At 67.9% G+C, this 25392-nt stretch carries 29 protein-coding genes and 2 pseudogenes; 21 read left to right on the forward strand and 10 right to left on the reverse strand.

From position 1 onward, the window contains the following. Window positions 1-56 precede the first annotated feature (56 nt). The 7 genes and pseudogenes from ACTWQJ_RS02215 (at window position 57) to ACTWQJ_RS02245 (ending at window position 3985) form a co-directional block, all read left to right on the forward strand. The gene (locus tag ACTWQJ_RS02215; RefSeq protein WP_443304911.1) at window positions 57-908 is read left to right on the forward strand and encodes a tetratricopeptide repeat protein; all 852 of its coding nucleotides are present in this window, start codon (window positions 57-59) and stop codon (window positions 906-908) included. A 317-nt stretch (window positions 909-1225) separates the two neighbouring features. Next, the gene (locus tag ACTWQJ_RS02220) at window positions 1226-1768 is read left to right on the forward strand and encodes a hypothetical protein (protein ID WP_443304912.1); all 543 of its coding nucleotides are present in this window, start codon (window positions 1226-1228) and stop codon (window positions 1766-1768) included. A 52-nt stretch (window positions 1769-1820) separates the two neighbouring features. Then, a complete protein-coding gene (locus ACTWQJ_RS02225) occupies window positions 1821-2309 on the forward strand; it encodes a hypothetical protein (RefSeq protein WP_443304913.1) in 489 nt (162 codons plus the stop codon). Window positions 2310-2763: 454 nt separating this feature from the next. Then, window positions 2764-2991 (forward strand): hypothetical protein, encoded by a 228-nt coding sequence (locus ACTWQJ_RS02230; protein ID WP_443304914.1) that lies wholly within the window; start codon window positions 2764-2766, stop codon window positions 2989-2991. 86 nt (window positions 2992-3077) lie between these two features. Then, window positions 3078-3212, forward strand: coding sequence for a hypothetical protein (locus ACTWQJ_RS02235; protein ID WP_443304915.1), 135 nt, complete (start codon window positions 3078-3080; stop codon window positions 3210-3212). A gap of 174 nt (window positions 3213-3386) precedes the next feature. After that, window positions 3387-3650: pseudogene (locus ACTWQJ_RS02240) on the forward strand (S26 family signal peptidase); the annotation flags it as partial. 68 nt (window positions 3651-3718) lie between these two features. Further along, window positions 3719-3985 (forward strand): S26 family signal peptidase, encoded by a 267-nt coding sequence (locus ACTWQJ_RS02245; RefSeq protein WP_443304916.1) that lies wholly within the window; start codon window positions 3719-3721, stop codon window positions 3983-3985. 110 nt (window positions 3986-4095) lie between these two features. Here the strand turns inward: ACTWQJ_RS02245 and ACTWQJ_RS02250 are convergent, their stop codons facing one another. The 3 genes from ACTWQJ_RS02250 to ACTWQJ_RS02260 form a co-directional block, all read right to left on the reverse strand. After that, the gene (locus ACTWQJ_RS02250) at window positions 4096-4977 is read right to left on the reverse strand and encodes a septum formation family protein (RefSeq protein ID WP_443304917.1); all 882 of its coding nucleotides are present in this window, start codon (window positions 4975-4977) and stop codon (window positions 4096-4098) included. Between the two features lie 501 nt (window positions 4978-5478). After that, the gene (locus ACTWQJ_RS02255; RefSeq protein WP_443304918.1) at window positions 5479-5688 is read right to left on the reverse strand and encodes a DUF397 domain-containing protein; all 210 of its coding nucleotides are present in this window, start codon (window positions 5686-5688) and stop codon (window positions 5479-5481) included. Then, entirely contained in the window at window positions 5670-6512 is an 843-nt protein-coding gene (locus ACTWQJ_RS02260; protein ID WP_443304942.1) for a helix-turn-helix domain-containing protein, read from the reverse strand. The genes ACTWQJ_RS02255 and ACTWQJ_RS02260 overlap by 19 nt, the downstream gene beginning before the upstream one ends. Window positions 6513-7099: 587 nt before the next feature. On the opposite strand from ACTWQJ_RS02260, the gene ACTWQJ_RS02265 reads away from it, so the two are divergent. The 4 genes from ACTWQJ_RS02265 to ACTWQJ_RS02280 all read left to right on the forward strand — a co-directional run bounded on the left by ACTWQJ_RS02265 (window position 7100) and on the right by ACTWQJ_RS02280 (window position 9030). Continuing rightward, window positions 7100-7615, forward strand: a complete 516-nt coding sequence (locus tag ACTWQJ_RS02265) for an Imm21 family immunity protein (RefSeq protein WP_443304919.1) — start codon at window positions 7100-7102, stop codon at window positions 7613-7615. A gap of 420 nt (window positions 7616-8035) precedes the next feature. Continuing rightward, entirely contained in the window at window positions 8036-8179 is a 144-nt protein-coding gene (locus ACTWQJ_RS02270) for a hypothetical protein (RefSeq protein WP_443304921.1), read from the forward strand. Further along, window positions 8176-8337: a hypothetical protein gene (locus tag ACTWQJ_RS02275; RefSeq protein WP_443304923.1), complete on the forward strand. Its 162-nt coding sequence runs from the start codon at window positions 8176-8178 to the stop codon at window positions 8335-8337. Before ACTWQJ_RS02270 ends, ACTWQJ_RS02275 begins: the two co-directional genes overlap by 4 nt. Window positions 8338-8613: 276 nt before the next feature. Beyond that, window positions 8614-9030, forward strand: a complete 417-nt coding sequence (locus ACTWQJ_RS02280) for a hypothetical protein (protein ID WP_443304924.1) — start codon at window positions 8614-8616, stop codon at window positions 9028-9030. Between the two features lie 36 nt (window positions 9031-9066). Here ACTWQJ_RS02280 and ACTWQJ_RS02285 read toward each other — a convergent pair whose 3' ends face one another. From ACTWQJ_RS02285 to ACTWQJ_RS02295, 3 genes are read right to left on the reverse strand one after another with little or no spacing between them, the layout of a single operon-like run. Beyond that, window positions 9067-11193, reverse strand: a complete 2127-nt coding sequence (locus tag ACTWQJ_RS02285; protein WP_443304925.1) for a hypothetical protein — start codon at window positions 11191-11193, stop codon at window positions 9067-9069. A gap of 49 nt (window positions 11194-11242) precedes the next feature. Further along, complete coding sequence (locus tag ACTWQJ_RS02290; protein ID WP_443304926.1) at window positions 11243-11809, reverse strand: YcxB family protein; 567 nt, start codon at window positions 11807-11809, stop codon at window positions 11243-11245. A gap of 40 nt (window positions 11810-11849) precedes the next feature. After that, a complete protein-coding gene (locus ACTWQJ_RS02295) occupies window positions 11850-12389 on the reverse strand; it encodes a YcxB family protein (protein ID WP_443304927.1) in 540 nt (179 codons plus the stop codon). A 234-nt stretch (window positions 12390-12623) separates the two neighbouring features. On the opposite strand from ACTWQJ_RS02295, the gene ACTWQJ_RS02300 reads away from it, so the two are divergent. Both ACTWQJ_RS02300 and ACTWQJ_RS02305 read left to right on the forward strand, forming a co-directional pair. Beyond that, window positions 12624-13055 (forward strand): hypothetical protein, encoded by a 432-nt coding sequence (locus tag ACTWQJ_RS02300; RefSeq protein WP_443304928.1) that lies wholly within the window; start codon window positions 12624-12626, stop codon window positions 13053-13055. Window positions 13056-13063: 8 nt separating this feature from the next. Beyond that, window positions 13064-13939, forward strand: coding sequence for a hypothetical protein (locus ACTWQJ_RS02305; protein WP_443304929.1), 876 nt, complete (start codon window positions 13064-13066; stop codon window positions 13937-13939). Window positions 13940-14127: 188 nt separating this feature from the next. On the opposite strand, the pseudogene ACTWQJ_RS02310 reads toward ACTWQJ_RS02305, so the two are convergent. The 3 genes and pseudogenes from ACTWQJ_RS02310 to ACTWQJ_RS02320 all read right to left on the reverse strand — a co-directional run. Next, a pseudogene (locus ACTWQJ_RS02310) lies at window positions 14128-14286 on the reverse strand (IS5/IS1182 family transposase); the annotation flags it as partial. Between the two features lie 142 nt (window positions 14287-14428). Beyond that, window positions 14429-15010: an SMI1/KNR4 family protein gene (locus ACTWQJ_RS02315; protein ID WP_443304930.1), complete on the reverse strand. Its 582-nt coding sequence runs from the start codon at window positions 15008-15010 to the stop codon at window positions 14429-14431. 147 nt (window positions 15011-15157) lie between these two features. Beyond that, window positions 15158-16420, reverse strand: a complete 1263-nt coding sequence (locus tag ACTWQJ_RS02320) for a DUF4241 domain-containing protein (RefSeq protein WP_443304931.1) — start codon at window positions 16418-16420, stop codon at window positions 15158-15160. 78 nt (window positions 16421-16498) lie between these two features. Here ACTWQJ_RS02320 and ACTWQJ_RS02325 point away from each other — a divergent pair, with 78 nt between their 5' ends. From ACTWQJ_RS02325 to ACTWQJ_RS02335, 3 genes are read left to right on the forward strand one after another with little or no spacing between them, the layout of a single operon-like run. Then, a complete protein-coding gene (locus tag ACTWQJ_RS02325) occupies window positions 16499-16852 on the forward strand; it encodes a hypothetical protein (protein WP_443304932.1) in 354 nt (117 codons plus the stop codon). A gap of 40 nt (window positions 16853-16892) precedes the next feature. After that, the gene (locus tag ACTWQJ_RS02330) at window positions 16893-17756 is read left to right on the forward strand and encodes a helix-turn-helix domain-containing protein (RefSeq protein WP_443304933.1); all 864 of its coding nucleotides are present in this window, start codon (window positions 16893-16895) and stop codon (window positions 17754-17756) included. Beyond that, on the forward strand, window positions 17753-17998 hold the full coding sequence (locus ACTWQJ_RS02335) for a DUF397 domain-containing protein (RefSeq protein WP_443304934.1): 246 nt from the start codon (window positions 17753-17755) through the stop codon (window positions 17996-17998). Before ACTWQJ_RS02330 ends, ACTWQJ_RS02335 begins: the two co-directional genes overlap by 4 nt. A gap of 73 nt (window positions 17999-18071) precedes the next feature. Here ACTWQJ_RS02335 and ACTWQJ_RS02340 read toward each other — a convergent pair whose 3' ends face one another. Further along, window positions 18072-20648 carry an FG-GAP-like repeat-containing protein gene (locus tag ACTWQJ_RS02340; protein WP_443304943.1) on the reverse strand — a complete coding sequence of 859 codons (2577 nt, stop codon included), beginning with the start codon at window positions 20646-20648 and terminating at the stop codon, window positions 18072-18074. 317 nt (window positions 20649-20965) lie between these two features. Between ACTWQJ_RS02340 and ACTWQJ_RS02345 the strand changes: the two genes are divergently transcribed. The 5 genes from ACTWQJ_RS02345 to ACTWQJ_RS02365 all read left to right on the forward strand — a co-directional run. Further along, window positions 20966-22435 (forward strand): FG-GAP-like repeat-containing protein, encoded by a 1470-nt coding sequence (locus ACTWQJ_RS02345; RefSeq protein WP_443304935.1) that lies wholly within the window; start codon window positions 20966-20968, stop codon window positions 22433-22435. A gap of 169 nt (window positions 22436-22604) precedes the next feature. Then, a complete protein-coding gene (locus tag ACTWQJ_RS02350; RefSeq protein WP_443304936.1) occupies window positions 22605-23039 on the forward strand; it encodes a hypothetical protein in 435 nt (144 codons plus the stop codon). Between the two features lie 122 nt (window positions 23040-23161). Further along, a complete protein-coding gene (locus ACTWQJ_RS02355) occupies window positions 23162-23779 on the forward strand; it encodes an RNA polymerase sigma factor (protein ID WP_443304937.1) in 618 nt (205 codons plus the stop codon). A gap of 164 nt (window positions 23780-23943) precedes the next feature. After that, complete coding sequence (locus ACTWQJ_RS02360; protein ID WP_443304938.1) at window positions 23944-24624, forward strand: hypothetical protein; 681 nt, start codon at window positions 23944-23946, stop codon at window positions 24622-24624. A gap of 331 nt (window positions 24625-24955) precedes the next feature. Next, window positions 24956-25392, forward strand: a 437-nt coding sequence (locus ACTWQJ_RS02365) for an RNA polymerase sigma factor (protein WP_443304939.1), incomplete at its 3' end; no start/stop codon positions are given.

The raw sequence follows: 25392 nt of genomic DNA on the forward strand, positions 1-25392 counted from the left end.
GCGGTACCATTTGAAGGAAAGTGGTACCTCTTGTTTAGAATTCCGTGAGGGAGAAAATGGAAGAATGGCGGAAGTTTCCTGTCGGGAAGAGTGTTCCGTCGATCATCGAGTCCGGTGACACAGCGCTCCGTGACGGCGGCCTCGTGGCTGCGGGCAACTGGTATGCGCATGCTTGGCGGTTGGGATCGGCGGAGGCGAGTGAGAAGCTTCGGTCGCTTGCCCCTCGTCTCGAAGAGCTGCTCGACGACTCGGCTAGTGGCCCGGCCGCCGGTGCGCTCCTTGGTGGGATTCACCTGATGCTGAATCTGTCGCCCGGGCGTGCCTTTTCTTTGCTGCTCCGTGCTGCGCAAGCCGATGCCCCGGAAGCCATGCATGGTCTCGGCTTCATGCTGGCGGAGGGTGTGGGGGTGCCGGCGGATCGGGCGGCGGCGAACAGGTGGTTCCGCAGGGGTGCGGAACTGGGTGACGGGTTCTGTGCCTACAGCATGGCCCTTGCCGCCAGGGATGGTCTGGGAGTTCCGCAGGACAGTGCGCAGTTCCTGAAATTCCTTCGCATGGCGGCCGGTTGTGGAATTCCGGAAGCATGTGCGCTGCTCGCGGATCAGCACAATGCGCAGGATGAGGAAGAAGATGCCTTTAAGTGGTATCTGGTGGCCGCACAGGGAGGCCACGTACCCGCGATGTGGGTGGTGGCGGCGCGCTACGAGGCCGGCCTTGGGGTGGCACAGGACCCGGTCATGGCCGTGCGCTGGCTCCTGGAGATGATGAACCGGGGCAACGGTGACGGATTCCACGAGGCCCTGCGTATCGCCCGTGGCATGTCTGCTGATGACATCAGGCGAGCCGGGGAGATGGCAGGACGTACTGCGGACGCCGAGGCGATCCTGAGCGTTGTGGCCAATCCCTGAGCACCTTTTCCAGACACGGGGGCCTGGGACGGGCAGGGCTGTTACGCGCAACGCTGTGGACATCACGATGTCGCTTCTGAGTGGGGGTTCGTATATTCCGCAGAACCGGGGGATGTTGAGTTCATGTCTCCTTAGCCGACAAGGACGGCCAAGGATGCCCAGGGCTTCGGCGTAGTCGCCTGACGTCCGGTTCGCGATGAAGTGTCAGTTCGGTGGGGTTCCGGGAACGTGACAGGCGTGGGCTTCCAAGATACGCGCCACTGACATTGGCCGTATGGCCTGTTCCAGGAGATGGGATGTAGATGACACTAGAAACAGTGAGCGCCACGCTCATCGCCGCGGCCGAGGTCGGATTCCCGGATATTCTCAAGGGCCTGAACAAGGCGCTGGAAGGTCTGGGATGGGTGCCCGCGGATTCTACTGCCCCGCCTTACTGCAAGCAATGGGAATCCGACGGGATCAGGCTCTTTCTCTCTCAGGGAGAGCATCAGTGGCTCGCGGATTTCATCTTCCGGGAGTTCTTCCCCAAAGATGTCGATGAGCGGGGTAGTGAAGCCCTCGAGGAAGCGGCGGCGGGGCAGGTTCCCTACCTCCATTCACTGCGGGACGAACTGCTCGGGAACATCGGCCGGCGAGTGGAGGCTGTGCCGTCGAGCGAACTGTCATTCGATGACCTCAGCCTCATGGAGTGGTCGGAATGGCGGCTCGCCGACCGACCCTTCTGTCTGGGTGTCCTGTTCTTCGACACCGACGCACCGGTACTCGTCATGGGCAGGGCCGTGCTCACTTCGGCCGCCGGGCTCGGCCGAGAGGCTGTTCAGGCGGCAGCCGACGCCGGTGATGTGATCGCCACCGATTGAGCATCTTTCCGTGATTGAACCTCGGAATGATGCGGCGCGGCAAGGAATAATAATGGGAGACATCACCCCTTGGGTTGGTATGGCGGGAATCCGGTTCGGCGAATCAAGGGCTGTGTTAAGGGATCGGCTGGGTGAGTACCGCTCTTTTCGAAGAACTCCCGGCACTCCGCTGATCGATCACTTCATGGAGGCCGGGGTGATGCTCAGTTTCGACGAATTCGACCATCTGGTTCTGATCGAATGCATTGATTGGGCGGAGCCATCCCTTTCCGGTGTGCGACTGACCGGGCGGCCTCTCGGGGACGTTCTGGCAGAGCTCACCGACCGGCAAGTGTCTTTTGAATTGGACGACTCAGGCTGTGTCCTCACGGGGCTCGGCCTGTCTCTGTACTCTCCGGCCCCGGACGAGTTGGATATCGACGTGAAGGGTGTGGCGATCTTCTCTCGTCCCTGGGGCGGACAGGGCGAGAGTGGGCGGACCGAGTCCAGCGATGCCTCCCCGTGGGAATCCGACGCCCCCCAGACCGAAACCCTCTTCTAGCGGAAACGGCACCGAACTTGCCTGATTCTGCCCGGAGTCGGAGTTGGCATTGGCTGCCCATCGGGATCCGCCGAGCCTCCAGTCTCGTCGTCCCTGAATGGGGACTTCGTTTCCGTGGAATGGAACAGGGAGATCCTCGGTAAGGGAGAGTCATCAGTCAGGCCATCGGTACCCGGACCCTCGGACTTTAGGATGTCCGGCGTGGTCCGGCTCGCGGACGCCGACGTGGCGAGGCTGAGGAAGGACTACGTCTGGCAGGACGAACCCGGTAAACCGGCGGTGCTGCGCCGTCCGGCTACGGGTACCGGGGAGCGCGCAGTGACAGGCGAGTGATGCCTCCACAGCCGTCGTCGCAGAGGAGCGCTACTCCGCCGCGTTCTACGCCGACTTCGGCCGGAAGGTGATCGTCTTCGACGCGACAAACCCCGAGAAGAAGGTGGCGTAGAGCCGCTCGGTGACATCGCCGCTTCGGTATGCGGAGAGTGAACTTCCCAGTGACTACAAGAAGTTGTGCGAGGCCTTCGGTGTCGGCGAGTTCTCGCAGATGGTGTCGGTGCTGTGCGCCCACGAGAGCCGCGTGTGGGATCTGCTGAGGATGTGGCGCGTTCTGCTGGAGAACGACGACAGTTCGGACGGCCCGTTCGCGCCGTACCGGATCCATGTACCCGGGACGGGGGGCTGATCCCATGGGGAATCTCGCGTGCGGGCGACAAGTTCTTCTGGCAGGTCACGGATGGCGCGGTAGACGCATGGCCGGTCCTCGCCAAGATGGAGGACGCCGAGGACTGGGACCGTTACGAGATGACCGCCACGGAGTTCCTGTACCGGATCCTCACCGATCCCGGATTCCGGCCCTACTCCGTGGCACAGCACATGCCCGAGCCGTTCTTCGAGCCTGCCTGAACGCCGGTGACGGAGAGGAGGGAACTTACTCTGATGGACGATGTGTGGAAGCCGCCGTCGTACGAGTCCCAGCAACCAGCATCCGCACCGTACGTGTGGCCACACACGCCGGCGGCGGGCCGTGCGGGCAGCCGCGTGCCGTTGCTGGTGGCGTTGGGGGTCGCGGTGGCCGGCATGGTGCTCGCGGCGGTGAGCATCCTGGTGACCGGGGGCGAGACGGCGGGCTACCGGACGTGGCAGCAGCAGAGCCGGGCGATGGAGCCGACGTATCCCGAGGGAAGCGACGTCACGGTGAGGCCCATCGACGGTTCGGGTGTCCGGCGCGGTGACGTGGTCCTGTTCTCCGCACGTGGCTGGGGCGCCGACAGCGTCTTCATGATGCGGGTGATAGGCGTCGGCGGCGATCACGTCGTCATCGACGAGACCGGGACGAGGGTGAGCGTCAACGCGGCAAGGCACTGCGGGAGCCGTACCTATCCAAGGACGATCCCGTTTTCGGCCTTCCTGTGGAGGTCACCGTCCCCGCGGGTCGGCTCTTCCTCCTCGGCGACCACCGGGACATCGCGGTCGACTCACGCGCCACCCACTACGAGCACAGCGGAACCATCGCTCGCTCCGCCGTCGTCGGCATAGCGGTGGACCCCGCAAGTGTTCCCTCCCCCGATCGTCTGTGGACGTGGGCGGGCGCGGCAACAGCCGCCGCGGGCCTGGTCGCGGCAGCCGTCGCCGCGACCGTCAGGCGCCGCCGCATCGGAGTTACACCGAGAATCTGACATCCCCGCCAGCCGCTGAAGGAGGCCAGGCCGGACGGGAACACCGGCCGGCCGATGAGGAGGCGGGGCCGGGTTCTTGGCGGACGCGGCCCCGCGCGGTCCGAAGGGCGTCAGCTCGCCCAGACCTCGGCATCGTCGGCCGGGACGGTGGTGGCCAGGCCCAGTTCCTTGCGGGCGGCGACCGTCTTGTTCGGGGCGATGCCGGTGAAGGCCGGGTCGTAGGCGAGGTAGAACGCGTCGGCGTCGGTGGCGTTCGCGGCCTTCTTCCAGTGCTCGGCGGTCTTCTTCAGCTGCTCGCGGAGCTTGCCGATCTCCGTGCCCTCGATGCCCTTCAGTCCCTCGAGGTGTGCATCGAGGGCGGCTGCGACGGCCTTGGCTTGTGCCTTGTAGCCGTCCAGGTCGTCCTCGACGTAATCCTCTTCGGACTGGTTCGCCCACAGAGCGTCGTAGACGGCGTTCGCACCCTTCAGGTACGCGGTCTGCTCGGGCTTCAACGCGGCCTTCAGCGAGCCGGTGAACTTGCCCGATTCCTTGGTGTAGGTGCAGGTCACGGCGCGGTCACCCGTCGCCCAGCTCTCCTTGGTCGGGGTGTAGTAGAAGAGGTCGACCCCCTTGGGGAGCGCCCAGGTGTCCTGGGCGAACTTCCCCGCCTCGACCGGGCACCGCTCGTCGGCGATCGCCGAGACCGCGTCGTCGCCGGGGTATGTCTTCTCTTCGTCGATCTTGAATTCGCCGACGACCTGACCCGCGTGCGCCTCGCCGCAGGGCACAATCTCGACGGCGAACGTATCGCCCTCGACCTTGCCGTTCGGGTTGTAGCAGTCCCCGATGCTCAGCGAGAACACCGATCGCTGGCGGGCCACCTTCTTCGCGCCGTCCTTGGCGCTGTCGACGGCATCCGAGACATCCGAGCACCCCACCGCGCCGATCGCGAGCAGGGCGACGACGGCAGATATGCCACGAAGGGAACGGTATGGGGTACGGATTGCCATGACGTGTACATCCTCTTATGAGAACTTTATGAGGGGCGGCGTGCGCATCGTATGCCACTCCTGTGACGGGACTGCACGAAGGTCCTTGCCGGTCAGGGCGGGTGCACGGCAAGTCCCTGCCCGCCGGGGCTTCGTGCCGACGCTCGGCTCGTTTCAGTCAGCGGCGATGTCGCGCTCCGTGCCGGGCCAGTACTCGGACAGCCGGTCCAGCGTCGGCAGGCCGCCGTCCTGCACTTTCCTCTTGGCTCGTCACAGCCTCTCTGACTCTCGACGAGCCGCAGTGGTTGTATGCGATCGCTGCAGGTACGGTCCACGGCACGGCTGAGGAGTTCGATGCGGCCGAAGCCTTGCAGGGCAGGGTTCCCGGCCGGGACCGGGTCGGGATTCCGGGGTCGTGGCCGTCGTGGCTTCCGCTCGGGTAGCCGGGCAGGGGGTGTCCGACCATGTCAACGGCCCTCGCCGTGGTGACGAGGACCGGTTGTTCGGGGGCTGGCGGTGGGCTCAGGCGGGGAGTCCGCCGTCCTTGACGGTGGTGATGAACGACGACCACGCTCGGGCCTCGAAGACGAGTGCGGGGCCGTCGGGGGCCTTGCTGTCACGGACGGGGACGATAGCGGGGAAGCTGTCGGCGACCTCGATGCAGTCGCCGCCCGTCGTGTTGCTGTAGCTGCTCCTGCGCCACGTCACGCCGCTCAGGTCGATGGCTCGCACGGGCCTTCCTCCAACATCCGGACAATGAACTTGCGCGACTCGGCCGGGGATAGGGCCAGGTCACGCACTGCATCATAGATGCGGTGCAAACGCTCAACTCTGCCGTTTTCTTCGATCAGTTCACCACGCTCATCGTGCTCGATGTAAGCCACGGTACGGCCGTCCAGTAACCGGAGGAACTTCGTAGCGGTGTTCATCAGGCCGTGGGGGCCTGCACTGAACGGCAGGACGTGGAGTGTGATGTTCGGGCGCTCCGCCGCCTCCGCCAGGTACTCCAGCTGTTCCCGCCACTCCCGTGGTTCGCGTAGCTGTGTGCGCAGTACGGCCTCGGAGAGGATGACGCGAAACGGAGGGGGGTCGTTCCCCTCCAGCAGCTTCCGCCGCCCCATGCGGGCCTCGACCTGCTGGTCCAGCTCCTCACCCCTGAGGCCGCCCGCAGCGAGCACCTCGCGCGCGTACCCGGGCGTTTGCAGCAGACCCGGCGGCGCGCTCACGGCGTAGTGCCACAAGCTCACCGCCTCCGCCTCCAGCGCCATATACCGCCGATACTGCTCCTTGAACTGCGTAGGATCCCCCACCGCCAGCTCCCACAACGCCAACAACAACCCCGGCGTCCCGTAATGCTGATCCAGCGCCTCGGCCACTTCGGGGCTCCCCAGCGTCGCCCCGCTCTCCAACTTCCCGAACAGCGACGCGTCCCAGCCCACCACCTTGGCCAGCTCACGCAGGCTCTCGCCCCTGGCCGTGCGCAGTAACCGGAGTTCCTCCGCGTACCGTAGGCGTGGTTCCTGGCTGCGTCCCGTGATCACCCTTCTCGGCGGAATCGCGCTCCTCCGTCGTCCCTGGAAGAAGGCCGTGGCAGGTGTGGAAGTAAGCCGCAGGGTGACGAAGGAGAACTCGTCCACGGCGTTCCTGTCCCGCTCCCGGGCCATGCTCGTAATGACCAGAACACGCAGCGTAATCCAGGCAGTTCACCCCGCGTGGGGGAACGGCGGAAGGGGCGGACCCATGACGACGGAGCACCGGGCGCCAGCCGAGACGATCAGAGACGCCGAGGAGGTCAGGGATGCCCTCGCGTCCGCCCTCGAACGCGCCGGACTCAGACTCCCGTCGTGCGTAGCGTAGGGGATGGCACCGACAGCGAACCGCTCTGCGGCGTCTCCTATAGGGCCCATCAGCAGTACAGACGTTTGCCTTCCGTCTCGGCTCGATGGGCCAGACCCGACAACAGGCGCAGCAGCTCAAGCGTCTCGTTGGCCAAGAACCGGTAGGTACGGATTTCCGCAGCGGCTGTATCCGCAATGTATCGACTGCAGTCGGAAGCAGGCTGGGTGGGCAAGGCAGTTGGCGCCCGTCATGAAGCCGATATACGAGCGGATCGCCAAGGAAATGGGACTTTAGGGAGGATGTCATGGACCTCACATGGGTCGAGTCGGAGGGCGGGCCGATGATTGTCGTGGAGGAATCCCTGAGAAACCTCTGGGGCGGCTACGCGAACTCTGATTACGAATCCGCCTGTGAGGTCGAAGACTACGCCGGGCTGATGAGTTTCGGAGAGACTCCGGACTCCGGGCTGGCGCTGGTTATCGGCGATACCCCCGCCCCGACCGCATTCATGGAGGAGTTCTGTGCCATTGTTCAATGGATCTCGGCCTCCAGCGATGCTCGATTCATCGAGGTTGTGCGCGAGGGTATCGACGATGTGGACAACTGGGTGGACGGCCCGGTGGTGAACGTGGCTGGTCCGCTAGCCGTGTTCGATGCGGCTCTGCCTGGAACAGAAGCTCGCGCAGACGAACTTCTGCTGGTGAATATCGAGCCAGCGGTCTATCAACTGAGGACCGCGGACATCGAGTCGGACACCGGTACGTGCGCACGAGTCCACAAATTTGATCGAGTGATCCAACCGGCTGAGCGTAGTCTTTGAGTAGGGAAGCCCCGCCAATCCTTGGCGGGGCTTCTCGTATTCTGTCGACTCTCCAGGAGCGCTCACTCCGGAATCGTCTTGGTGGCTACCGGTCGTTCCGGCGAAGGTCGTGTCCACGGACGTGGTGCATTGCGCTTGCTGTGCTGGTCAGGAGATTGGCATCTGAGTCCCACCGGCCACGCTTGCGTTCTTGGACACCGACCGCGATACGTGCATGTTCTGCAGGAACCCCATCGCGGGATACACCGAAGCTCGATCGCGACTCCTTCGAGGTCTATGGGCCCAGCGGTCTGATCAGTACGTACACTCGGGCTGTCGGACGTTTTGTGCGGCCATAACGGGAGGTGAGAATCAGTGACGGTGCTGTTCTAGACCTGGGATCCCGGTTATCAGCGCAGGACGATCGGTCTGGAGGAGGCGGTGGAGGCCTACCGCAACCTCCCCATGAACGTGTCGGCCTCGTTCTCGTGGAACGACTGTGAGGAGGAGTGCCTCATGGTTGGAGTCGAGGCCGAGTTCTCCACCGTGACCTGGGGCGTGATCGATCCTTCTGGAATCTGGTGATTTCCAAGGACGAGGAGAAGGGCACGATCCGTATGGGTCCGGACGACTACATGTGGCCGAAGGGTGGCATCCTGCCCCGCAACATGGGGTTGGAGCTACTGAGGAAGGTCAACGAGTTCGACTCGTTGTTCCTGGAATATTCGTGGGCTGAGGGGTGACCTGAAGCCTCAAATAGTCGAGGGCCGGTTGCCGCTGGTGCGGCACCCGGCCTTTCGCTCTCCTGGAGCAAATTGGGGTACGGACCTTCTGGCCTCAGACCCGGAGACTGGCAACCTCCAGGGTCGCCGGCAACCGGCGCCATCACCGGTGACGGCGTCAAGCACCTGGTCACCCTGACCATCGATCCGACGGCAAGGCCAAGCCCCCCAAGGTCACGGCCACGGCCAACCACCCGTTCTGGCTGCCGGACTTCGGCCGGTGACCTCGAGCCGGGCATGTGGCTGCAGACCGCAGCCGGCACCTGGGTCCAGATCACCGCGATCGACGACGCCCACCGCGGCCAGCGGGTCCACAACCTCACCGTCGAGGGGCAGCACACCTACTTCGTGCTGGCGGGGGTGTCGCCGCTTCTCGTTCACAACGACGGGAAGAAGCAGCAGCCCGAGGCCTGCCCGATCGATCTGGGGCAGGTGAACTTCCCGAAGCATCCGAGCAAGAAGGCGGCTGCGACCAATGGTCAGGACTTCACCCTGAGCGGTGACGCAGCGGACTTCCCGAGCGGGTTTGTCCGTCCGACCAGGGATCAGGTGCTGGCCGTGCAGCAGTCGATCGGCAAGGGACTGCAGTCGGTTCCGATGAAGTTCCTCGACAATGGGGAACACCCGTCCCGGGCGCAGGCCTGCGACAGGTAAGGCTGTTATTCGACCCGGTAATTACCCCAGTTGAGATTAGGAATCACCTGAGGAAGCTGGAGGGGGCCAGCCGATGTCACCCTCGCTCATGCGGCGGGCGAAGTCCCGAGCCTCTTCGATGAACTCGGCGTGGCGTGTGGCGCGCTCGGTGCGGAAGTCATAGTCGGCGCGTTCGCTCTCCTGGTCCGCGTCATCGTCGTCCTCGATCTGCTCCATGTCGAGGTGAGTGAGAAACGCCACCAACTCAGGCCGTGTGGTGCTTGCTGATGCGAGGTTCTCCCGGATGCGGGCAGGGAATCCGCTGGAGTACCGGGCACCGTGGTACTCATCGACGATGCCGAGGAAGATCGCGTCGAGGCTGGGAAATGACGCCTGGTCGAAGACCTCGGTCGGCAGCTGCGCACCGTAGTTCCGGGCCCTGGCGTTCCCACAGTCCTGTTCCAGGTCGAGTTCGAGGAGCATTCGAGCCGCTTGGGACGTGGCCAGTTCGATCAGGCCGTCGTCCTCGATGACGTTGTCGTGCAGATTCAGTTCCCAGAGTTGTGGAAGCACGGCCCAGGAGGCGAGCGCTCTCGCGCCATGCGACCCGACGCTGTTGTAATCCAGCACGACGCTTTGGAGACAGGGAGCTGAGGTTGTTGAGGTGAGGGCATCGCTGTCGTTGTCGTCGAGACCGCACTCAGTGATATTCAGCGTGCGCAATGTGCGCCAGACCGGGGCGTTATGGAGCGGCGCGGGCCAGCTGCCCACTGGATTGCATGACAGGTCGAGCGTGCTGAGCTTCTGCAGTCGGTCGGAGTTCATCAGCACGATGAGCCCGTCCACTCCGAGCCCGGTGGCAGCCATGTTCAAGTACGTCAGCTTCGTGGCATTGGGCGACGAAGCCCAGGCCTCGGCGCCGGCGTCGCCCACCGGCTGGACGTCGGGGCGCCCGTAGTGGGGCGAGCCACCTTCGCGGCCGCTCAGGTCAAGGTGCTCAAGTGCAGGCATCCGGACGTCGGTTGCCAGCTGCTGCGCCCCCTTCTCAGTGAGACGGTTGCGGCTCAGATCCAGGTGACGGAGGTTTGGGAAGGTGCCGGCTGCGCCGAATGCCTCGGCCGTCCTGTCTGTCGCGACCAGATCCGCGAGCGTCAACCTCTCAATGTGATCGTGGTCGATGCCCTCGAGGACGCGTTCGATCGTCGCGTCGCCTACGGGCAGCAGCTCGAGCGTCAGCTCGGTGAGCTGACGCGGCACGCCGTCGGCGACGATGGCGTCCACACCGCGAGCACCGAGTCCCTCCCGACCGAGCCCCATGGGCGTGCCCCGCACCGTGAGGTTGCGCAGGCTCGCGAGATCGGCGCGCGCGAAGAACGCCTCGCATGCGTCGTCGTCCTGATCGATGACGTTGCCGAAGTACGGCTTCCACAGCGGCTGGCGTCCGTTCTTGCCGCAGCGGAACCCGACTGCCAGGCGGTCGAGCTGGGCGAGTTCCGCGCAGTCGGCGAGGTCTTGCGCCTCGTCGACGCTGCACACGAGAACATCGGCGGAGCGCAGTTCCGGCACGAGTCCTGAACGCATCAAGTGGACCAGGTCGGGTGCCCGCAGACCCGCGTGTCGCAGCCGCCACGGCGGCCCAGCGAGCGGGCGGAACGACGGCTTCTCGAAATGCCACATGTCCTCTCGAACGCTCACCAGATTCAGCGATTCGAGCCGCGTGACGGCAGCGTTGTCGGCGAGCTTCGCGAGCAACTCGCCGTCCATGTCTGTGAGACCGGCGACCTGGATCGATCGCAGGTTCTCCCAGTGATCCATGGTCTCGACCAATGCTGCGAGATGATCTCTCGCGTACCAGCCGAGGTCGAGATGGGCCACGCCGCGCACCTCCGACCGAGAGCGCGGGTCCGGCAGAGGAGGATCAACGGTGCCGATGCGCGCTGATTGCGGCGCCAGTGACCGCACGAGCTGCCATGTCGGCTTCGTGTAACCGGCGTTCAGGGCGGCCAGCCAGGACCAGGGTGCCTCGCGCAGCACGTCAGGCCATGAAGCCAGTCGCTCGTCGCACCGGGAGACAAGGTCTCGAGGGCTACCCGCACGGACAAGAGCAGCACAGAGAGCGCGGAATGCAAGCTTGCTCGGCGGGCCGCCCAGTATCCGCTCGATCTCGGCGTCGTAGTCGATCACAGTCGTAACCTACTGCTGCCCTCGTCGAGACCGGCCCCTTTCACCCGCGTCACACGCGAGTGGTGTGCCGGTCCAGGATGGCGCGCAGCCGGTCGAGGTCTCTGGCCTCCGGCACGCCCCGCTTGGGCAGGACACCGAGGCACATGATGTTGGGGTCCCGGCTGAGCAGGACGAAGTGGCCGGCCGTCTCCCGGTAGCCCTGGAAGACGGACCATTTCTGGATCAACGTGCTGTGGTCGCTGCGGCAGGTGATCCCGGCCGGAGACACGGTGGCGCGGTACTCACCCTGCCAGCCGACGATCCGCTGCACGTGGGCGGCCTGCAGCCGCGGATACCCCCACACCACAAGGAAGACGAACAGGAACAGAACGGTCGAGACCACGTTGATACTCCCGCGGCTCACGGCGGAGATCAGCCACTGCCCTACCCACAGTGCGAGGAACACGCTCCGCAGCAGTAGCCCGGTCCGCTTGATCCGCTCGCGGACCCGCAGGCCGACCAGTGTGTCGGCCTGCTGGGGCCGGAACACCAACCGGACGTCGGTCTGTTCGTCCACGACGTCGTCGGAGGCCGCCGCGCTGTCGTTGGTGGTTTCGGTGCTGTGACCCTCGGCCATGATTCCTCCCCGGTACGACGACCCGCGGATCCTACTGACCTCAGTGCCGGGGCTGATGGCCGCCATGGCGGGGCAGGTGGCGGTCGAGTATGCCGCGCAGCCGGTCGGTGTCGTCGCTGCCCATGGCGCGCTTCGGCAGATAGTGCGCGACGAGCAGGTACGGCGGGGGCGTCAGCAGGACGAATCCGGCGGCGGTCTCCACGTACCCGCCGAGGCTCCGCCAGCCCCGGCGCGTCTCCATGTGCGGGCCCGCGAAGCGCACAGCGTCGTCAGAGTCGGTGACGGCCACGGTCCAGGGCCCCAGCGGGGCACCCATCTTGGCATGCCGCGCAGCCAGGACACCCGTCCTGACGACGAGGCCGAACAGGCTGCCGAGAAAGGCGATTCCCGCGGCCAGGGCGTCCTCGGCGAGCAGCCACACCGTCACCGCGAAGAGCACTGGCAGGAGCAGCCCCTGCAGCCGGCCCTTGATGCCCCGTGCCCGCCCGCGTGCGTGCAACGCGTCGGACCAGTCCGGCTGCCCGAGCTCGTATCTCAGCTCGACAGCGGCGCCCGCCGCTGTGCTCCGTCCCTCGGTCATAGCCCCTCCCCGGTACTGCTCGGTGACGAGCCGTGATCGTAGCGGGCTGCCCGTTCCCCGGGTCGCGCCGTCACGGACAAGCGAAAAACCAGAAGGTTGTACGCCTCCTGTGACTTTCTTGTGTGTCAATCAACACGTCTGTGACCTGTGATGTTCCTGATGCGACATCCGCTTGATCGGTCGGGAGAGCCGGAAGCAGGTCTCCCGACGGGCCGAGCGAAGGGGTGGGGTCCCATGAGTCCAGTGGACGACCGTGTCCCGGGTGCGGGAGAGATGCGGTCGTGGGCCGCGGGGTTCGTCACCCGCGTCACCGCCCGCAACCGGCTGCCGCTGGACTACTCCGTGGCCAGCCTGCGGGTCGTGGACTTCCTGATCGACGGGCTGCGCAAGGGCGGGGCCGCGCGCGAGCAGGTGCGAAACCCGCTGTTCGGGCTCGGTGCGTACGTCGGTGAGGTTCTCGTGCGCCGTGCGGGGGCGGTGTGGGTGGACTTCGACGCCGACCAGCGCGCCTACTTCGGCCAGCCGGTGGGGGCGCGAATGCCGGACGGGCGGGTCTGGAACCCGTTCGGCAAGGTTCACAATCGGTTCGAGCTCGGCGGGCCCGGAGAATCGCTCCAGACCTTCTATCTGACGTTGCACGGTCGGGCCAGGAGAGCCGCCGCGTGAGGAATCGCATGAGCAACACCTCTGCCGCGCTGGCGCTGCTCCTCGCCGCCGCGCTGACCGGCTGTGCGGGCTCGAAGGACGAGGGGAAGCCCGCCGAGTCCGCACAGCCCACCGCCCAGAGCCCGCAGGCCGCCCCCGCCGAGCCCGAGCCGCCCCACACCGTCGCCGAGTTCCTCGCCCGTGCCGAGGAGGCGATGGCCGGGCAGAAAGGCTGGACGTTCGCGGTGAAGGGCCTTGAGGGCCTGGTCCTGCAGGGGCAGGAGAACGCCGCGACCTACACGGCCACCGTGCGCCGGACCACCGGCGACCCGTGGGCGCTGCACTCCACCGGCACAACCCTCAGCAAGGGTGTGAGCAAGCCCGAGGAGATCTACGTCGCCGACGGGACGGCGTACGTCAAGAAGGGCACAGCCGCCTGGGAGCACGGGCCCGTCACCGACCCGGAGTTCGTGGACAAGGTGGAGGACCCCCTCGCCGCGCTCGACGCGTTCCGGGGATACGGCGACGAGGCCACCGTCACCGCGTCGGAGGATGGCCCGGAGGGCCAAGTCGAGCTGCGCGTCCGTACGGCGAGCGGCCCGCTGACCGGCGTACGGGACCAAGGCGTCGTACAGAAGGCCCTGCGCGAACTCGCCCCGACGCTGAGGCAGTTGCGCGCGGCCGGCGTCGCAGCCCCCGAAAGCGAGATCACCGTGGGCGGCGTCGAGGAGTCGCTCGTCCTCGACGCCTCGACGTACCGGGTCACCTCGCACACCTTCAAGTGCACCTTCCTGATCCCCTACGACGGGCAGAGCATCCGGTACGAACAGGAGGTGACCGAGCGGACCTCGGGGGCGTACGACGGGGCCGTCGTGCTGCCGAAAGCGGTGATGGACGCCCTATGAGAGGGCGATACGTGAGCTGATGTCTATATGCGCGACGACGGCACCGGCCAGGTCATCTACGCCAACGCTACTGACGATGGCCACGGGCACTGAACGGCTGACTCGCGAACATGTTCCGGTGATCCAAGACCTCGCGCGCGAGCGCGGGTACGGCCGTTGCGCAGTACTCGCAGTTTGCGCAGGAGTCACCACGTCTTGAGGGTGGCCACGGCCTCTTCGCCGAGGGCTGGGATCTTGGCATGGGAGCGGTTGACGGCCCGCCAGCCTGCGGAGAGGTCGTGCCAACGACCGCGATAGGGCACGCGGACGGTGTCGCCAGCGCTTTGGTAGCCCTTGTCAGTTCTCGTAAGCCCGCTCGGGATCTCCACGGTTCGGTCGGGCCACGAACCGTGTACGCGTCGACCTTCCTGCGGCCACTGTCACCCTGCCGGGAAAGTATCTGTTTCGGGTGAGGACCGCGCGGGCCCGGGGCCCATGGTCGTTGTCTGGTTACTCGGTGGTGTCAGGCCAGGGGTCCCGGCCCGTCGCCTTGATGCGCCGCTCCTCCGCTCCGGTCAGGAAACGCGGACCGGCCTGACCCCACCCCATCACCCCGGACAGCGGCGAATCGTCGTCGTCCTCGACACTGAGCACCCGGTACAAGAACTCGACCACTCCGCAGTCGGCAACGATCCAGGTGTTGTCTCCCCGGTTGTAGATGGCCACCGGCCAGGCGTCCGGCGTGTCACCGGTTGTCAGCCAGCACAAGAGGTCTCCCGTGCCGTCGCAGCCCCAGGCCAGCACGTGCTCGGCGGGGACGTCCAGCCCGTCCGGTCCGGGCGCGTTGCCCCAGGTCTCCCGGGCCTCCTCCGAGATGAACGTCATGGGCCCTTCAGCCCGGCCATCGGCCGACACTGCGGGCTCCAGCACAGTTAGGTAGTTCTCGATGGTGCCGCCGCCGTACCGTGCCATGAACGCCTGGTAGTCGGCGGGGAACCGCACCCCGTAGGCGCGTTCGGCCAACTGCCAGTCGACGACCGTCCCCGCCCCCTGGTGGGGCGGCATCAGGCCGATGAGATTCGCCAGACTCATGGCGTGATCCTCACTCCTTCTCTCACTGATGCCTCGTCGGCCCCGGCCGGTTCCGTGACCGCTGTCGTCCACGGACCTGACGTTGTACTCGATCCGGGTGTCGTCCGGTCCAGGGCTACCGGGAGATGGCCGGCCCGTTCGCCCTGCTCAGAGCAGCAGTTCCTGATTGCGCAGGATCAGCATGTCGGCGACGAGGCACGTGACCTCCCCGTCGTCGTCCCGGCCGATCCACACCGGGTAGGAGCCGTCTCCCATGCCGCTCGGGTAGACGATGAGGTTGCCCCCGGACTCCGGGTCGTCGAGGACGAGGATGCCGTCGGCGCTGTCGTCGTCCGGGATGGTGTTCTCTCCGCCGGTGAGCCTGCCGGCCGCCGCCGCGTCGACGAAGCAGCCGGTGCCGGTGTCCACGCCGAAGCCGTAGAACTCGCCCTCCCGCAGCGTCCGCGGGTCCTCACCGGGACGCAGCGCCAGCTCCCAAGTCGCTGTGGGTTTGTCGGAGATGAGGATGCGCGCCCCGGTGAAGTCCTCCATGTGCAGCGACTTGCCCCAGTGCTCGGTCGGGTAGGCCGCAGCCGCGATCTGCATGCGGTAGCTGCCGGGCGGTACGGCCACCGTGAACGGCTCACCGGGATCCAGCCACCCCGGATCGCAGGCGACGATCCGACCGGTCGGCAGCCGTAGCGATCCGGCCTCGATGACGCGCTCGACGACATACGGGCCGGTGGCCTGGTCGTCCGGCGGGGAGAAGCGGGTGCCGGGCGTGAACATCTCGTTGAGGTAGCGCGGGCCCAGGGGGCTGGGCGGACACCACCCGGGGGCGGTGGCAAGGCCGTGCTCCCGGTTCTCCGCCGGACCGTCTTGGCGAGGACTCTCCTCCGGCGCGTCCCGCAGGGAGACGTCGGATACGCGCCCGTCGGTCGCCATGGCCACCGCCCACGCCCAGTCGCCGAATGCGGGAGCCGGCGCCCAGCGCTGTTCGTGCGGAACATCCGGCAGGGTGTGCCGCGATCCGCCCCCGGCCCCCTTCGGTTCGGAGACCTTACGGCCCCTGCCGTCCGGGTAGAGGTCGATAAGAACGCGCCCCGCACGCTCTGCGAACTCCGCCATCTCCTCGGTGTCGTATCGCCACTGAGCGATGTGGCGGAGGAAGAGCCGACCGGGTTCCAGGCGGCGCAGGTCGAGCTCGCGGGTGCGACGGCCCTGGTCGTCGTACGCCCACACGCCCAGGTAGTCGTGCGCCCATGCGATGTTCAGCACGGCGACCGGCTGTGGGCACCCTCGTTCGCGCAACACCACGGCGTACCGCTCGCCCGCGGCGTCCCGGTTCGCGGCGAGCTCCCGGCTGATGGGGCCGAGGACCGTACGGGAGGCGGCGTCCCAGTCCTCCCCGTACGTCACGTCAATGATCACGCTGATCTCAGCGTCGGGGACAGCGGACCTGTCACATGTTGCAGCGCTGGAGTGACGAGTGGCTCGACCCGGTGCTGCATGAGCAGGAGCGGACTGAGCCGTCCCAACGGCTGGCTCGACACAACCCATGACATCGAACGGATCCTGCAGGTCCATGAAGTGGGAACGGCGCGAGACCTGGATCCCGAGCTCGTCACTGACTGGGCCGACGGATACGGCGATGCCGGCTTTCGGGTCGATGACGAGGAGTACTTCCTCTACGGCGAGGCCCAGGACCCGGTCTCGATCCGCCCGGACTACCTGCCGCACACCCTGAAGATCATTAACACTCCGGAGTGGGCGCGGGCGGCGAATGGTGACCGTTACGGAACACCAGGCGTACGCGGCTCTCGTACGCAGCGTACGCGCTCACGGACTGGGCATGGGAGGTGACGTTTAGTGACCGTGGGGGGCGGTGTGCGGGAGGTGGCTCATGTCAGGTGGCGGTTCGGTGGGGACGGCAGGGGGAGCCGGTGGGGGTGAGCCTGAATCGTCCGACAGTCTGCGGACGTTCGGGGCGGTGGTGCAGGCCCTGCGTGAGCATGCGGGGTTGGGCAGGGAGGAGTTCGGCGATCTCGTCGGGTACTCCAAACACACCGTCGCCTCCGTCGAACTGGGGCGGAGGATGCCGGATCCCGCCTTCGTGGAGAACGCCGAGGAGGCTCTCGGGAACACCGGTGCGCTGCGGCGTTCGGCGCCGTATCTCTCGCGGCAGCCGGGGATCGCGGCCTGGTTCCGGCAGTGGGCGCGGCTGGAGGCCGTGGCGATCAGTCTGTACACGTACGAATGCCGGGTCGTGCCCGGGCTGTTGCAGACCGAGGCGTACGCGCGTGCCGTGTCGCTCAGCGTGCCGCCCATTCCCGGCGAGGCGCAGCTGGAGCAGCGGATCGCCGCGCGGCTGGCGCGGCAGGAGTTGCTGTCGACGCGGCGCGAACCGCCGTGCAACTTCAGCTTCATCATCGAGCAGGCGGTGCTGGAGCGGTACACGGGCGGGGAGGACGTCACGCGTGAACTTCTCGATCATCTGATGGACTTGAGCGAGCGGCACTGGAACGTGGAGCTGCAGATCATGCCGTTGCGTTCGCCCGTCCACGCCGGGCTTGATGGGCCGTTGCGGTTGCTGGAAACCCCCGAACACCGGTGGTTCGCCTACTCGGAGGGGCAGAAGAACGGGCGGCTCATCTCCGACCTGAAAGAGATCAGCGTCCTCCACCAGCGGTATGCGAAACTGCGTTCGCAGGCTCTCACCCCTGGTGATTCCCGGAGTCTGCTGGAGCGGATGCGAGGAGCGCTATGAGCCCCACCACCGAACTGGCCTGGTTCAAGAGCAGTTACAGCGGCTCCGAGGGCGACGACTGCGTCGAGATCGCGCTCTCCTGGCGCAAGTCCAGCTACAGCAGCGGGAGCCAGGGCGACTGCGTCGAGGTCGCCGCCTGTCCCGGACTCGTCCACGTCCGCGACTCCAAGGACAAGGAGGGCGCCCAGCTCACCCTCGCGCCCGACGCGTGGCGGCGGTTCTTGTCGTACGCCGGCCGGTGACCGTCGGCGCGGTGGTCGGCTCACCGGCCGGGACCCCGTGCAGTGGGCGGGGTCCCGGCCGGGAGGTTTACGGCTACGGCGTCAGCGTCTGGCCCAGGCGGCCGTCGGTCGGGGTGCCGAGGGTCGTCTTGCTGTAGATGACCGCGTCGGAGTAGCCGAGGCCGGTGCTGTTGCTGGGCAGGTGGAGCAGGATGCCGTCGGTGCCGTCCTCGCCGTCCGCGCCGAAGGTCAGGTCCGCGCGGCCGTAGCCGGACAGGTCCGTGAGGGACACGGACGAGCCGAGGCGGTCGTCCTTCTCGGCGGAGCCGGGGATACCTGAGGTGTCCTGCGAGATCGCGACCGAGCCGGAGCCGGTCAGGCCGGACGAGGTGCCCTTGACCAGGAGGGCGTTGCCGGCGTTGGCGTAGTTCACGCTGCTGCGGGCCAGGTCCTCGCCCGGTGCGCCCGCGAGGGCGTCCAGGTAGCCGTCGGCGTTGTGGTCGCCGAGCGAGACCGAGGTGCCGAGGGCGTCGCCGGACTCGTTGCCGCCGGGGACGGAAGCCGAGTCCTGGTGGATGACGGTCATGCCGGTGGTGGTGAAGCCGGTCGACGTGCCCGGGACCATGGTGATCTGGCCGCCCGACACGCCACCCGACTCCGAGGCGACCGGCTGGCCGATGACGATGTCGTCGTAGCCGTTGCCGTTGACGTCGCCCGCGGCGATGGAGCGGCCGCCCTTGACGGAGATCACGCCGACCTTGGTCAGGCCGGTCGCCGAGCCGGCGAAGCGGACCACGCGGCCGATGCCACCGGTGTCACGGTAGTTGAGGGCGACGTCCGCGTAGCCGTCCCGGTTGAAGTCGCCCGTCGCGGCGTCCAGATAGGCCACCGAACCCGTGGCGGAGGTGAGCGTGCCGTACGTGTACTTGCCGCCGGTCAGCCGGACGTTGTAGTTGCCGCCCTTGCCGGAGCCGGCCGAGAAGACGTCCGCCTTGCCGTCGCCGTTGAAGTCGCCGACGGTGACGGTGGAGCCGAGCCTGGCGCCGGCCGCCGTGACGCCCGACGTGGTGTACGAGAAGCCGGTCGTGAGTGCCGGGCCGTACATCACCGTGACCTGGCCGCGGTCGGCGTTGCCGCTGGTGTCGTCCTCGCCGGGGGAGCCGATCGCGAGGTCGGCGTGGCCGTCGCCGTTGACGTCGCCCCAGGCGGTGGAGGCGCCGAAGTCGTCACCGGTCTCGGAGGAGCCGGGGATGCCGGGGCTGTTCTGGGTGAGCCCCGTCTTCGACGCCGTGACGGGCCCGTTGATGCCGCCGGGGATCACGGTGACCCGGTTGGCCTTCGGGGTGCCCGCGACCAGGTCGCTGACGCCGTCCCGGTTGTAGTCGGAGGTGGCCAGGGCGTGCGAGACACCCGGCGTCTTGGCCAGCTGGGCGATGAAACCGAGCTTGGCGATGAGGAAGTCGCCGGGGCAGGCGGTGGCGTTGGTGGCGTAGTGGCCGAAGACCCGCGGCAGCGTGATCGACTCGCCCTTCGGGACGTTGTTGCCGCTGTAGCCCTTGTCCACGCCGGAGGTGAGCGTCACCTTGCCGGTGGGGTCGATGCCGTACATCCCGAACTTCCACGCCACGATCCGCGCGATCGCGTCCAGCGCGGCCCGGCTCGGCTTGGCCTTCTCGAAGTTGCCGATGTACGAGATGCCGAGCGTGTTGGTGTTGAAGCCGGCGTCGTGCGCGCCGATGACCGGCAGTTCCATGCCGCCGCTGCGGCCCTCGAAGATCTGGCCGCACTTGTCGACGACGAAGTTGTAGCCGATGTCGAAGTAGCCGCGCGCGAAGTGGTCCTGCTGGAGGGAGCGCATCCGGGCCCGGGACTCGGCGCAGGACAGGGTGTTGTCGCTGTCCATGCCGGTGTGGTGGATGACGGCGGCCTTGATCTCGGTGCCGTACTCCGGCGTGCCGTCGTAGTCCGTCGACGCGCCCCACTCGGCCTGGGTGATGACCGGTGGCTTCACGACCGTCGAGGGGCGGGGCGCGGGAACGGTGGAGGTCGGGGTCGGGGAGGCCGAGGTCGAGGGCGAAGGAGAGGCGGACGCCGAGTCACTGGGCGTCACGGTCTCCGTCGGGGAACCGGTCGGCGTGGCCGTCTCGGTCGGCGTGGTCGTTTCCGTGGCCGTCTCGGTCGGCGTCGCGGACTCGGTCGTCGCCGGAGCGGTGGTCTCCGCCGCGAACGCGGCCGGCTGCGGGGCGCTCTCCGGGCCCGTGCCCGGGTCGAGCAGCTTGACGTCCATGCCTGCCGGTTGGCCGCCCACCTCGGTGCCGTCGGCGTTCACCACGCGCACCTCGATGCCGTCGGACTCGCCGGTCCACATCGACTCCGTGCCGCCGCGCAGGGCGGCCCGCTCGCCCTCCGCGCCGTCGGCCTGGGACGGCTCGGTCTGCAGCTTCTGCCAGCCGGACCACTTGCCGGTCTCGGCGTCCCGAGTGCGCACCTCGGGCGTACCCTTGGCCTTCGCCTCGGGGTCGTCCCAAGTCAGCAGCACCGCGCTGAACAGGTCCGTCTCCTGCTTGGCCAGGGCCTTGCGGCCACCGCCCTCGTGCTTGAGCTTCAGCGTGTGGACGGCCGGCTCACGGCCCTGGGCCTTGCCGTCGGACTGCGCGGACGGATCGGCCATCGCGTACGTGACGACGCCCGCCCCGCTCAGGACCACCGCTCCGATCGTCAGCCACGCTCGTCTCTTGAGACTGAGCGGCTTGTATGCATGGGTCCTGCGAAGACTGCGAGGACTCAACTACCCCACCCCTAGGAAATGGACACGGATGCACCAGCAGTCACACAGGTGCCACTTCCTCAGCGCACGGGTTTGGACAAACGTCACTCGGGGAATCGCAGGGCCCGAACTATGCCAGTGAATGGGCCAATTGATCTGTTCTGTTGCTTTCATCCGCCTGGGTGCCACCACCGCGGCGGCTCGTGTATAACCCGGCGCTCATGATCACTCCCACGCACACACGTCTGTCCCTGACGGCCGCCGTCGCCGTCGTCGCCGGCTGCTCGCTCGCCCTCCTCGCGCCGTGGCAGGCCGCGGCCGCCGTCACCCCGCCCAGGGCCGACTTCAACAACGACGGCCGCGTGGACCTGGCCCTCGGCGTCCCGGCCTACGCCGACGGCACGGTCACCGGCGCGGGTGCCGTGTCCGTGCTGCCTGGCGCGGCCGCCGGTCCCAACGCCTCGGCCAAGCTGGTCGTCACGCAGAACAGCACCCTGAACGGCACGGCGCTGCCTGGCAGTTCGGAGGCGGACGACGCCTTCGGCTCGGCCACGGCGTACGGCGACATCAACGGCGACGGGTACGGCGACCTCGCCATCGGCGCCTCCGGGGAGGACGACACCGCCGGCCACAACGACATCGGCGGCATCACGCTGCTGTACGGCTCGGCGTCCGGCTTCACCGCGGACCCGACGATGTACCACCTGCCGACCGCCCTGCGCCACAACGGCCAGCGCTGCGGTACCTCCCTCGCGGTCGGCGACTTCAACGCCGACGGCAAGGGCGACGTCCTCTCCCTGTGCAGCGGCAGCAGCTCGGTGATGTGGATCGACGGGGCCACGAAGGCGGTGCGCACCAACGCCGGTACGGTCAACCCCTACGCGCCGATCGAGGGCGAGGACATCACCACCGCCGATGTCGACGGCGACGGCTACGACGAGGCGGTCCTGTCGGTCGTCAACCACGACGTGGGCCCGCGCATGACCGTTCTGCCGGGCTCCGCCACCGGCCTGAAGCCGGAGTCCGCCGCCCAGGTCGACCGGGCTCCCGCCGCGTGGTCCCTGGCCACCGGCGACGTGAACGGCGACGGCAGGGACGACGTGATCGGCGGCTCGCCGTACGGCGGCAGCGGGCAGGGCGGCGCGGTCGTCGCGCTGTATGGCTCCACCACCGGGCTGTCCGCCGACCGCTCGACCACCATTACCCAGGACACCACCGGTGTGCCGGGCTCCGACGAGGCCTCCGACCAGATGGGCTACGAGGTCGCGGTCGCGGACGTCGACAGCGACGACGTCGACGATGTGGTCGCCGGCGTGCCGGGCGAGGACCTGGGCGAGACCGACCCCTACGACGCCGACCAGGGCGCGGTGCTCGTGCTGCGCGGCCGGGCCGACGGGCTGACCGGTGAGGCGGCCACCACGTACAGCGCCGCCACCGAGGGCGTCGCCGGCGCCGCCGAAGCCGGGGACCTGTTCGGCAGTGCCGTCGCCGCCGCCGACTTCACCGGGGACGGCAACACCGACCTCGCCGTCGGCATCCCGGGCGAGAACACGGGCGACGGCACGGTCCTGACCCTCAACAACAACACGGCCGGAGGCATGGACACCGGCTCCGGCCTGTACTTCGGCCCCGGCGCGCTCAACGCGGGCGCGGGCAGCGAGTTCGGCATCGGACGCGTGCTCGCGCCCTGACCCGCCCTTCACGGACGTATGACAACCCAAAAGGTTGTACGCGGTCTGTGATTTTCCTGTGTGTTGATCGACACGCCCGTCACCCGTGATGTTCGCGGGACGGCATCCGCTTGGTCACCCGGGAGTCCCAACAGGGGGCTCCCGGAGCCGAGCGGAGGGGCGGGGTTTCATGGAGAAGGCGGCGGAGAAGCGGATGCCGTCCGCGAGAGACATGCGTCCGTACACCGCGGCCTTCGTCGCGCGCGTCACCGCCCGCAACCGGCTGCCGCTGGACTACTCCGTGGCCAGCCTCCGGGTGATCGACTTCCTGATCGACGGCCTGCGCAAGGGCGGAGCCGAGCGGGAGCGGGTGCGGGAGACGCTGTTCGGCCTCGGGGCGTACGTCGGTGAGGTGCTGGTGCGCCGCGCCGGCGCGATGTGGGTGGACTTCGACGCCGACCAGCGCGCCTACTTCGGCCACACGGTCGGCGTGCGCATGCCGGACGGCCGGGTCTGGAACCCGCTCGGCAAGGTCCACAACCGCTACGACGCCGGCGGCCCCGAGGAATCCCTGCAGACCTTCTACCTGACCCTGCACGGACGCGCCCGAGGTGCCGTGACATGAGAAGACATCCTGCCGAGCTGTGACACTTCTGTGAGGCTCGGCGCTGACGATCTTGGGGGCGTCGACACGGCCGAAGCGTGTCGCACGCGGGGAACTTCGAACCCGTACGAACGAGGACGGTCTTGGGCCAGGGAGGGGAACCCCGGCGCGCACAGGCGTACGACGGGGAATTGGGCGCGGCGGTCGCGCGGGCCCAGGGCGGCGACGAGGCGGCGTTCGCGGTCGTGTACCGGATCGTGCAGCCCGGGCTGCTCGGCTATCTGCGCGGGCTCGTCGGCGACGACGCCGAGGACGTGGCGTCCGACGCCTGGCTGGAAATCGCCCGCGACCTCGGGCGGTTCAGGGGCGACGGAGCCGGCTTCCGCGGCTGGAGCGCGACCATCGCCCGGCATCGGGCGCTGGACCATCTGCGCCGGCAGCGGGTACGGCCCCGGTCGGCGACGCTCGAACAGGACGTGCTGGACCTGCCCGGCCCGCACACCACGCACGACCAGGCGCTGGAGTCCATCTCCACCGGGTACGCCCTGGAGCTGGTCCGCGGCCTGCCGCGAGACCAGGCCGAGGCCGTGCTGCTGCGGGTCGTCGTCGGCCTCGACGGCCCCGCCGCCGCACGCGTCCTCGGCAAACGCCCTGGCGCGGTGCACACCGCCGCATACCGGGGTCTGAAGCGCCTGGCCGAGCAGCTGGGCGTCGAAGGTGTGACGGAAGACGGATCCCGGACGCTGGGGGAGTCGAAGTGAACAGCGACGACGGGCGCACCGGCGAACGACCCGCGGAACCCGGTGTGAGCCGACGGGTCGTCCGAGTCGTATGAGTCATACGAGTCGTACGACCGGTCGTTCAGGTCGTACAGGCAGCACAGGCAGCGCAAGCGGTACAGGTCGGACAGAGGCGGGACACGGACATGGGTGAACGGCAGAGCGGCGGCGGGGTCCCCGGCCGCCGGCGTGTGCACCCTGGCGGCGCCGCGTCCGGCCACCGCGGAGCGCTCGACGAGCCCGGGCTGGAGGCGGTGCTCGCAGCTGCCATGCGCCGGGACGGCGTCGAAGCAGAGGGGGAGCGGCGGGCCGTGGCCGCGTTCCGGGCCGCCCGGGACGCAGACGCGCACAAGGCGCGCACCCGCCGCCAGGACGACTGGCGGCCCCGCAGAGCCGGGCGCGCGGCGCGGACGACGCTCGCCGTACTCCTCGCCAGTCTGACCGTGGGCGGCGTCGCCTTCGCGGCCATCGGCTCGTCACAACCGTCGACTTCACCGTCCCTGCGGAACACCAGCACCCCCAGGACGAGCCACCCGCCCACGACCACCCCGCCCTCCCGCACCGCAACCACCCCGCCCGACCGCCCCACCACCGCCGCCGACACCGCGGCCCACTGCCGCGCCTACGACCAGGTCGCGGGCCGCGGCAAGGCACTGGACTCGACGGCCTGGCAGCGGCTGGTGTCGGCGGCGGGCGGCGAGGCCGAGGTCGCGGCGTACTGCGCGGAACACGCGACGGGGATGGACAAGCAGAAGTCCGAAGAGCCCGACAAGAGCGGGAATCGCCGAGGCGACCACCCGGGCAAGGCCGAGGGCAAGATCAAGTAAGGTCGCCGCCAAGGCAACGGCCGGGGCCGCCACCCCCCACAGGAGAGGCCCCGGCCGTCGCGCGGCACGGGCCGCGCGGCGGCCCGTACTTTCTACAGCGCCATGGGTGCGTTTTCTGTCACACCCTGGCGTGTCACGAGTTAGTTGCATCTTCTATGGACATGGACTGGGAGCGGTTTCAGGACGTAACGTGCCTTTCGCGCCAGACGGCGGAGGAAGGAAGACCACCGCAACCACTGCGGTCCTCGAAACCGCAACCATCAATTGAGTAACCACGACGGCGAGACCCGGTCCGCGAGAGCGGCGCCGGTTTAGGCGCAAGAGGGGCGCGGTGCTGGGGGACGACGCGGAGCTGACAGCCGCGGTGCTTGCGGCACAGGACGGGGACGAGACCGCGTTCCGGACTGTGTACCGCGCGGTGCATCCACGGTTGCTCGGATATGTACGGACGTTGGTCGGCGACCCGGACGCCGAGGACGTGGCGTCCGAGGCCTGGTTGCAGATAGCGCGGGACCTGGAGCGGTTCAGCGGGGACGCCGACCGGTTCCGGGGGTGGGCCGCCCGGATCGCCCGCAACCGTGCGCTGGATCACATACGCATGCGGGGACGCCGCCCCGCGATAGGCGGCGACGAGACGGAACTGACCGGCCGGGCCGCCGAGTCCGACACTGCGGGCGAGGCCATCGAGGCCCTGGCCACCGACCGGACCCTCTCCCTCATCGCCCGGCTGCCGCAGGACCAGGCCGAGGCCGTCGGCCTGCGCGTGGT

Source organism: Streptomyces sp. KR55 (assembly GCF_052245645.1).
Lineage (GTDB): Bacteria > Actinomycetota > Actinomycetes > Streptomycetales > Streptomycetaceae > Streptomyces > Streptomyces flavusporus.

Bases quoted from the DNA above. Each gene is read 5' to 3' on its own strand.
- ACTWQJ_RS02215 (WP_443304911.1), top strand. From the start codon at position 57: ATGGAAGAATGGCGGAAGTTTCCTGTCGGGAAGAGTGTTCCGTCGATC.
- ACTWQJ_RS02225 (WP_443304913.1), top strand. From the start codon at position 1,821: ATGGGAGACATCACCCCTTGGGTTGGTATGGCGGGAATCCGGTTCGGC.
- ACTWQJ_RS02235 (WP_443304915.1), top strand. From the start codon at position 3,078: ATGGAGGACGCCGAGGACTGGGACCGTTACGAGATGACCGCCACGGAG.
- ACTWQJ_RS02250 (WP_443304917.1), bottom strand. From the start codon at position 4,977: ATGGCAATCCGTACCCCATACCGTTCCCTTCGTGGCATATCTGCCGTC.
- ACTWQJ_RS02265 (WP_443304919.1), top strand. From the start codon at position 7,100: ATGGACCTCACATGGGTCGAGTCGGAGGGCGGGCCGATGATTGTCGTG.
- ACTWQJ_RS02280 (WP_443304924.1), top strand. From the start codon at position 8,614: ATGTGGCTGCAGACCGCAGCCGGCACCTGGGTCCAGATCACCGCGATC.
- ACTWQJ_RS02290 (WP_443304926.1), bottom strand. From the start codon at position 11,809: ATGGCCGAGGGTCACAGCACCGAAACCACCAACGACAGCGCGGCGGCC.
- ACTWQJ_RS02295 (WP_443304927.1), bottom strand. From the start codon at position 12,389: ATGACCGAGGGACGGAGCACAGCGGCGGGCGCCGCTGTCGAGCTGAGA.
- ACTWQJ_RS02300 (WP_443304928.1), top strand. From the start codon at position 12,624: ATGAGTCCAGTGGACGACCGTGTCCCGGGTGCGGGAGAGATGCGGTCG.
- ACTWQJ_RS02305 (WP_443304929.1), top strand. From the start codon at position 13,064: ATGAGCAACACCTCTGCCGCGCTGGCGCTGCTCCTCGCCGCCGCGCTG.
- ACTWQJ_RS02315 (WP_443304930.1), bottom strand. From the start codon at position 15,010: ATGAGTCTGGCGAATCTCATCGGCCTGATGCCGCCCCACCAGGGGGCG.
- ACTWQJ_RS02325 (WP_443304932.1), top strand. From the start codon at position 16,499: ATGAGCAGGAGCGGACTGAGCCGTCCCAACGGCTGGCTCGACACAACC.
- ACTWQJ_RS02330 (WP_443304933.1), top strand. From the start codon at position 16,893: ATGTCAGGTGGCGGTTCGGTGGGGACGGCAGGGGGAGCCGGTGGGGGT.
- ACTWQJ_RS02335 (WP_443304934.1), top strand. From the start codon at position 17,753: ATGAGCCCCACCACCGAACTGGCCTGGTTCAAGAGCAGTTACAGCGGC.
- ACTWQJ_RS02340 (WP_443304943.1), bottom strand. From the start codon at position 20,648: ATGGCCGATCCGTCCGCGCAGTCCGACGGCAAGGCCCAGGGCCGTGAG.
- ACTWQJ_RS02345 (WP_443304935.1), top strand. From the start codon at position 20,966: ATGATCACTCCCACGCACACACGTCTGTCCCTGACGGCCGCCGTCGCC.
- ACTWQJ_RS02350 (WP_443304936.1), top strand. From the start codon at position 22,605: ATGGAGAAGGCGGCGGAGAAGCGGATGCCGTCCGCGAGAGACATGCGT.
- ACTWQJ_RS02360 (WP_443304938.1), top strand. From the start codon at position 23,944: ATGGGTGAACGGCAGAGCGGCGGCGGGGTCCCCGGCCGCCGGCGTGTG.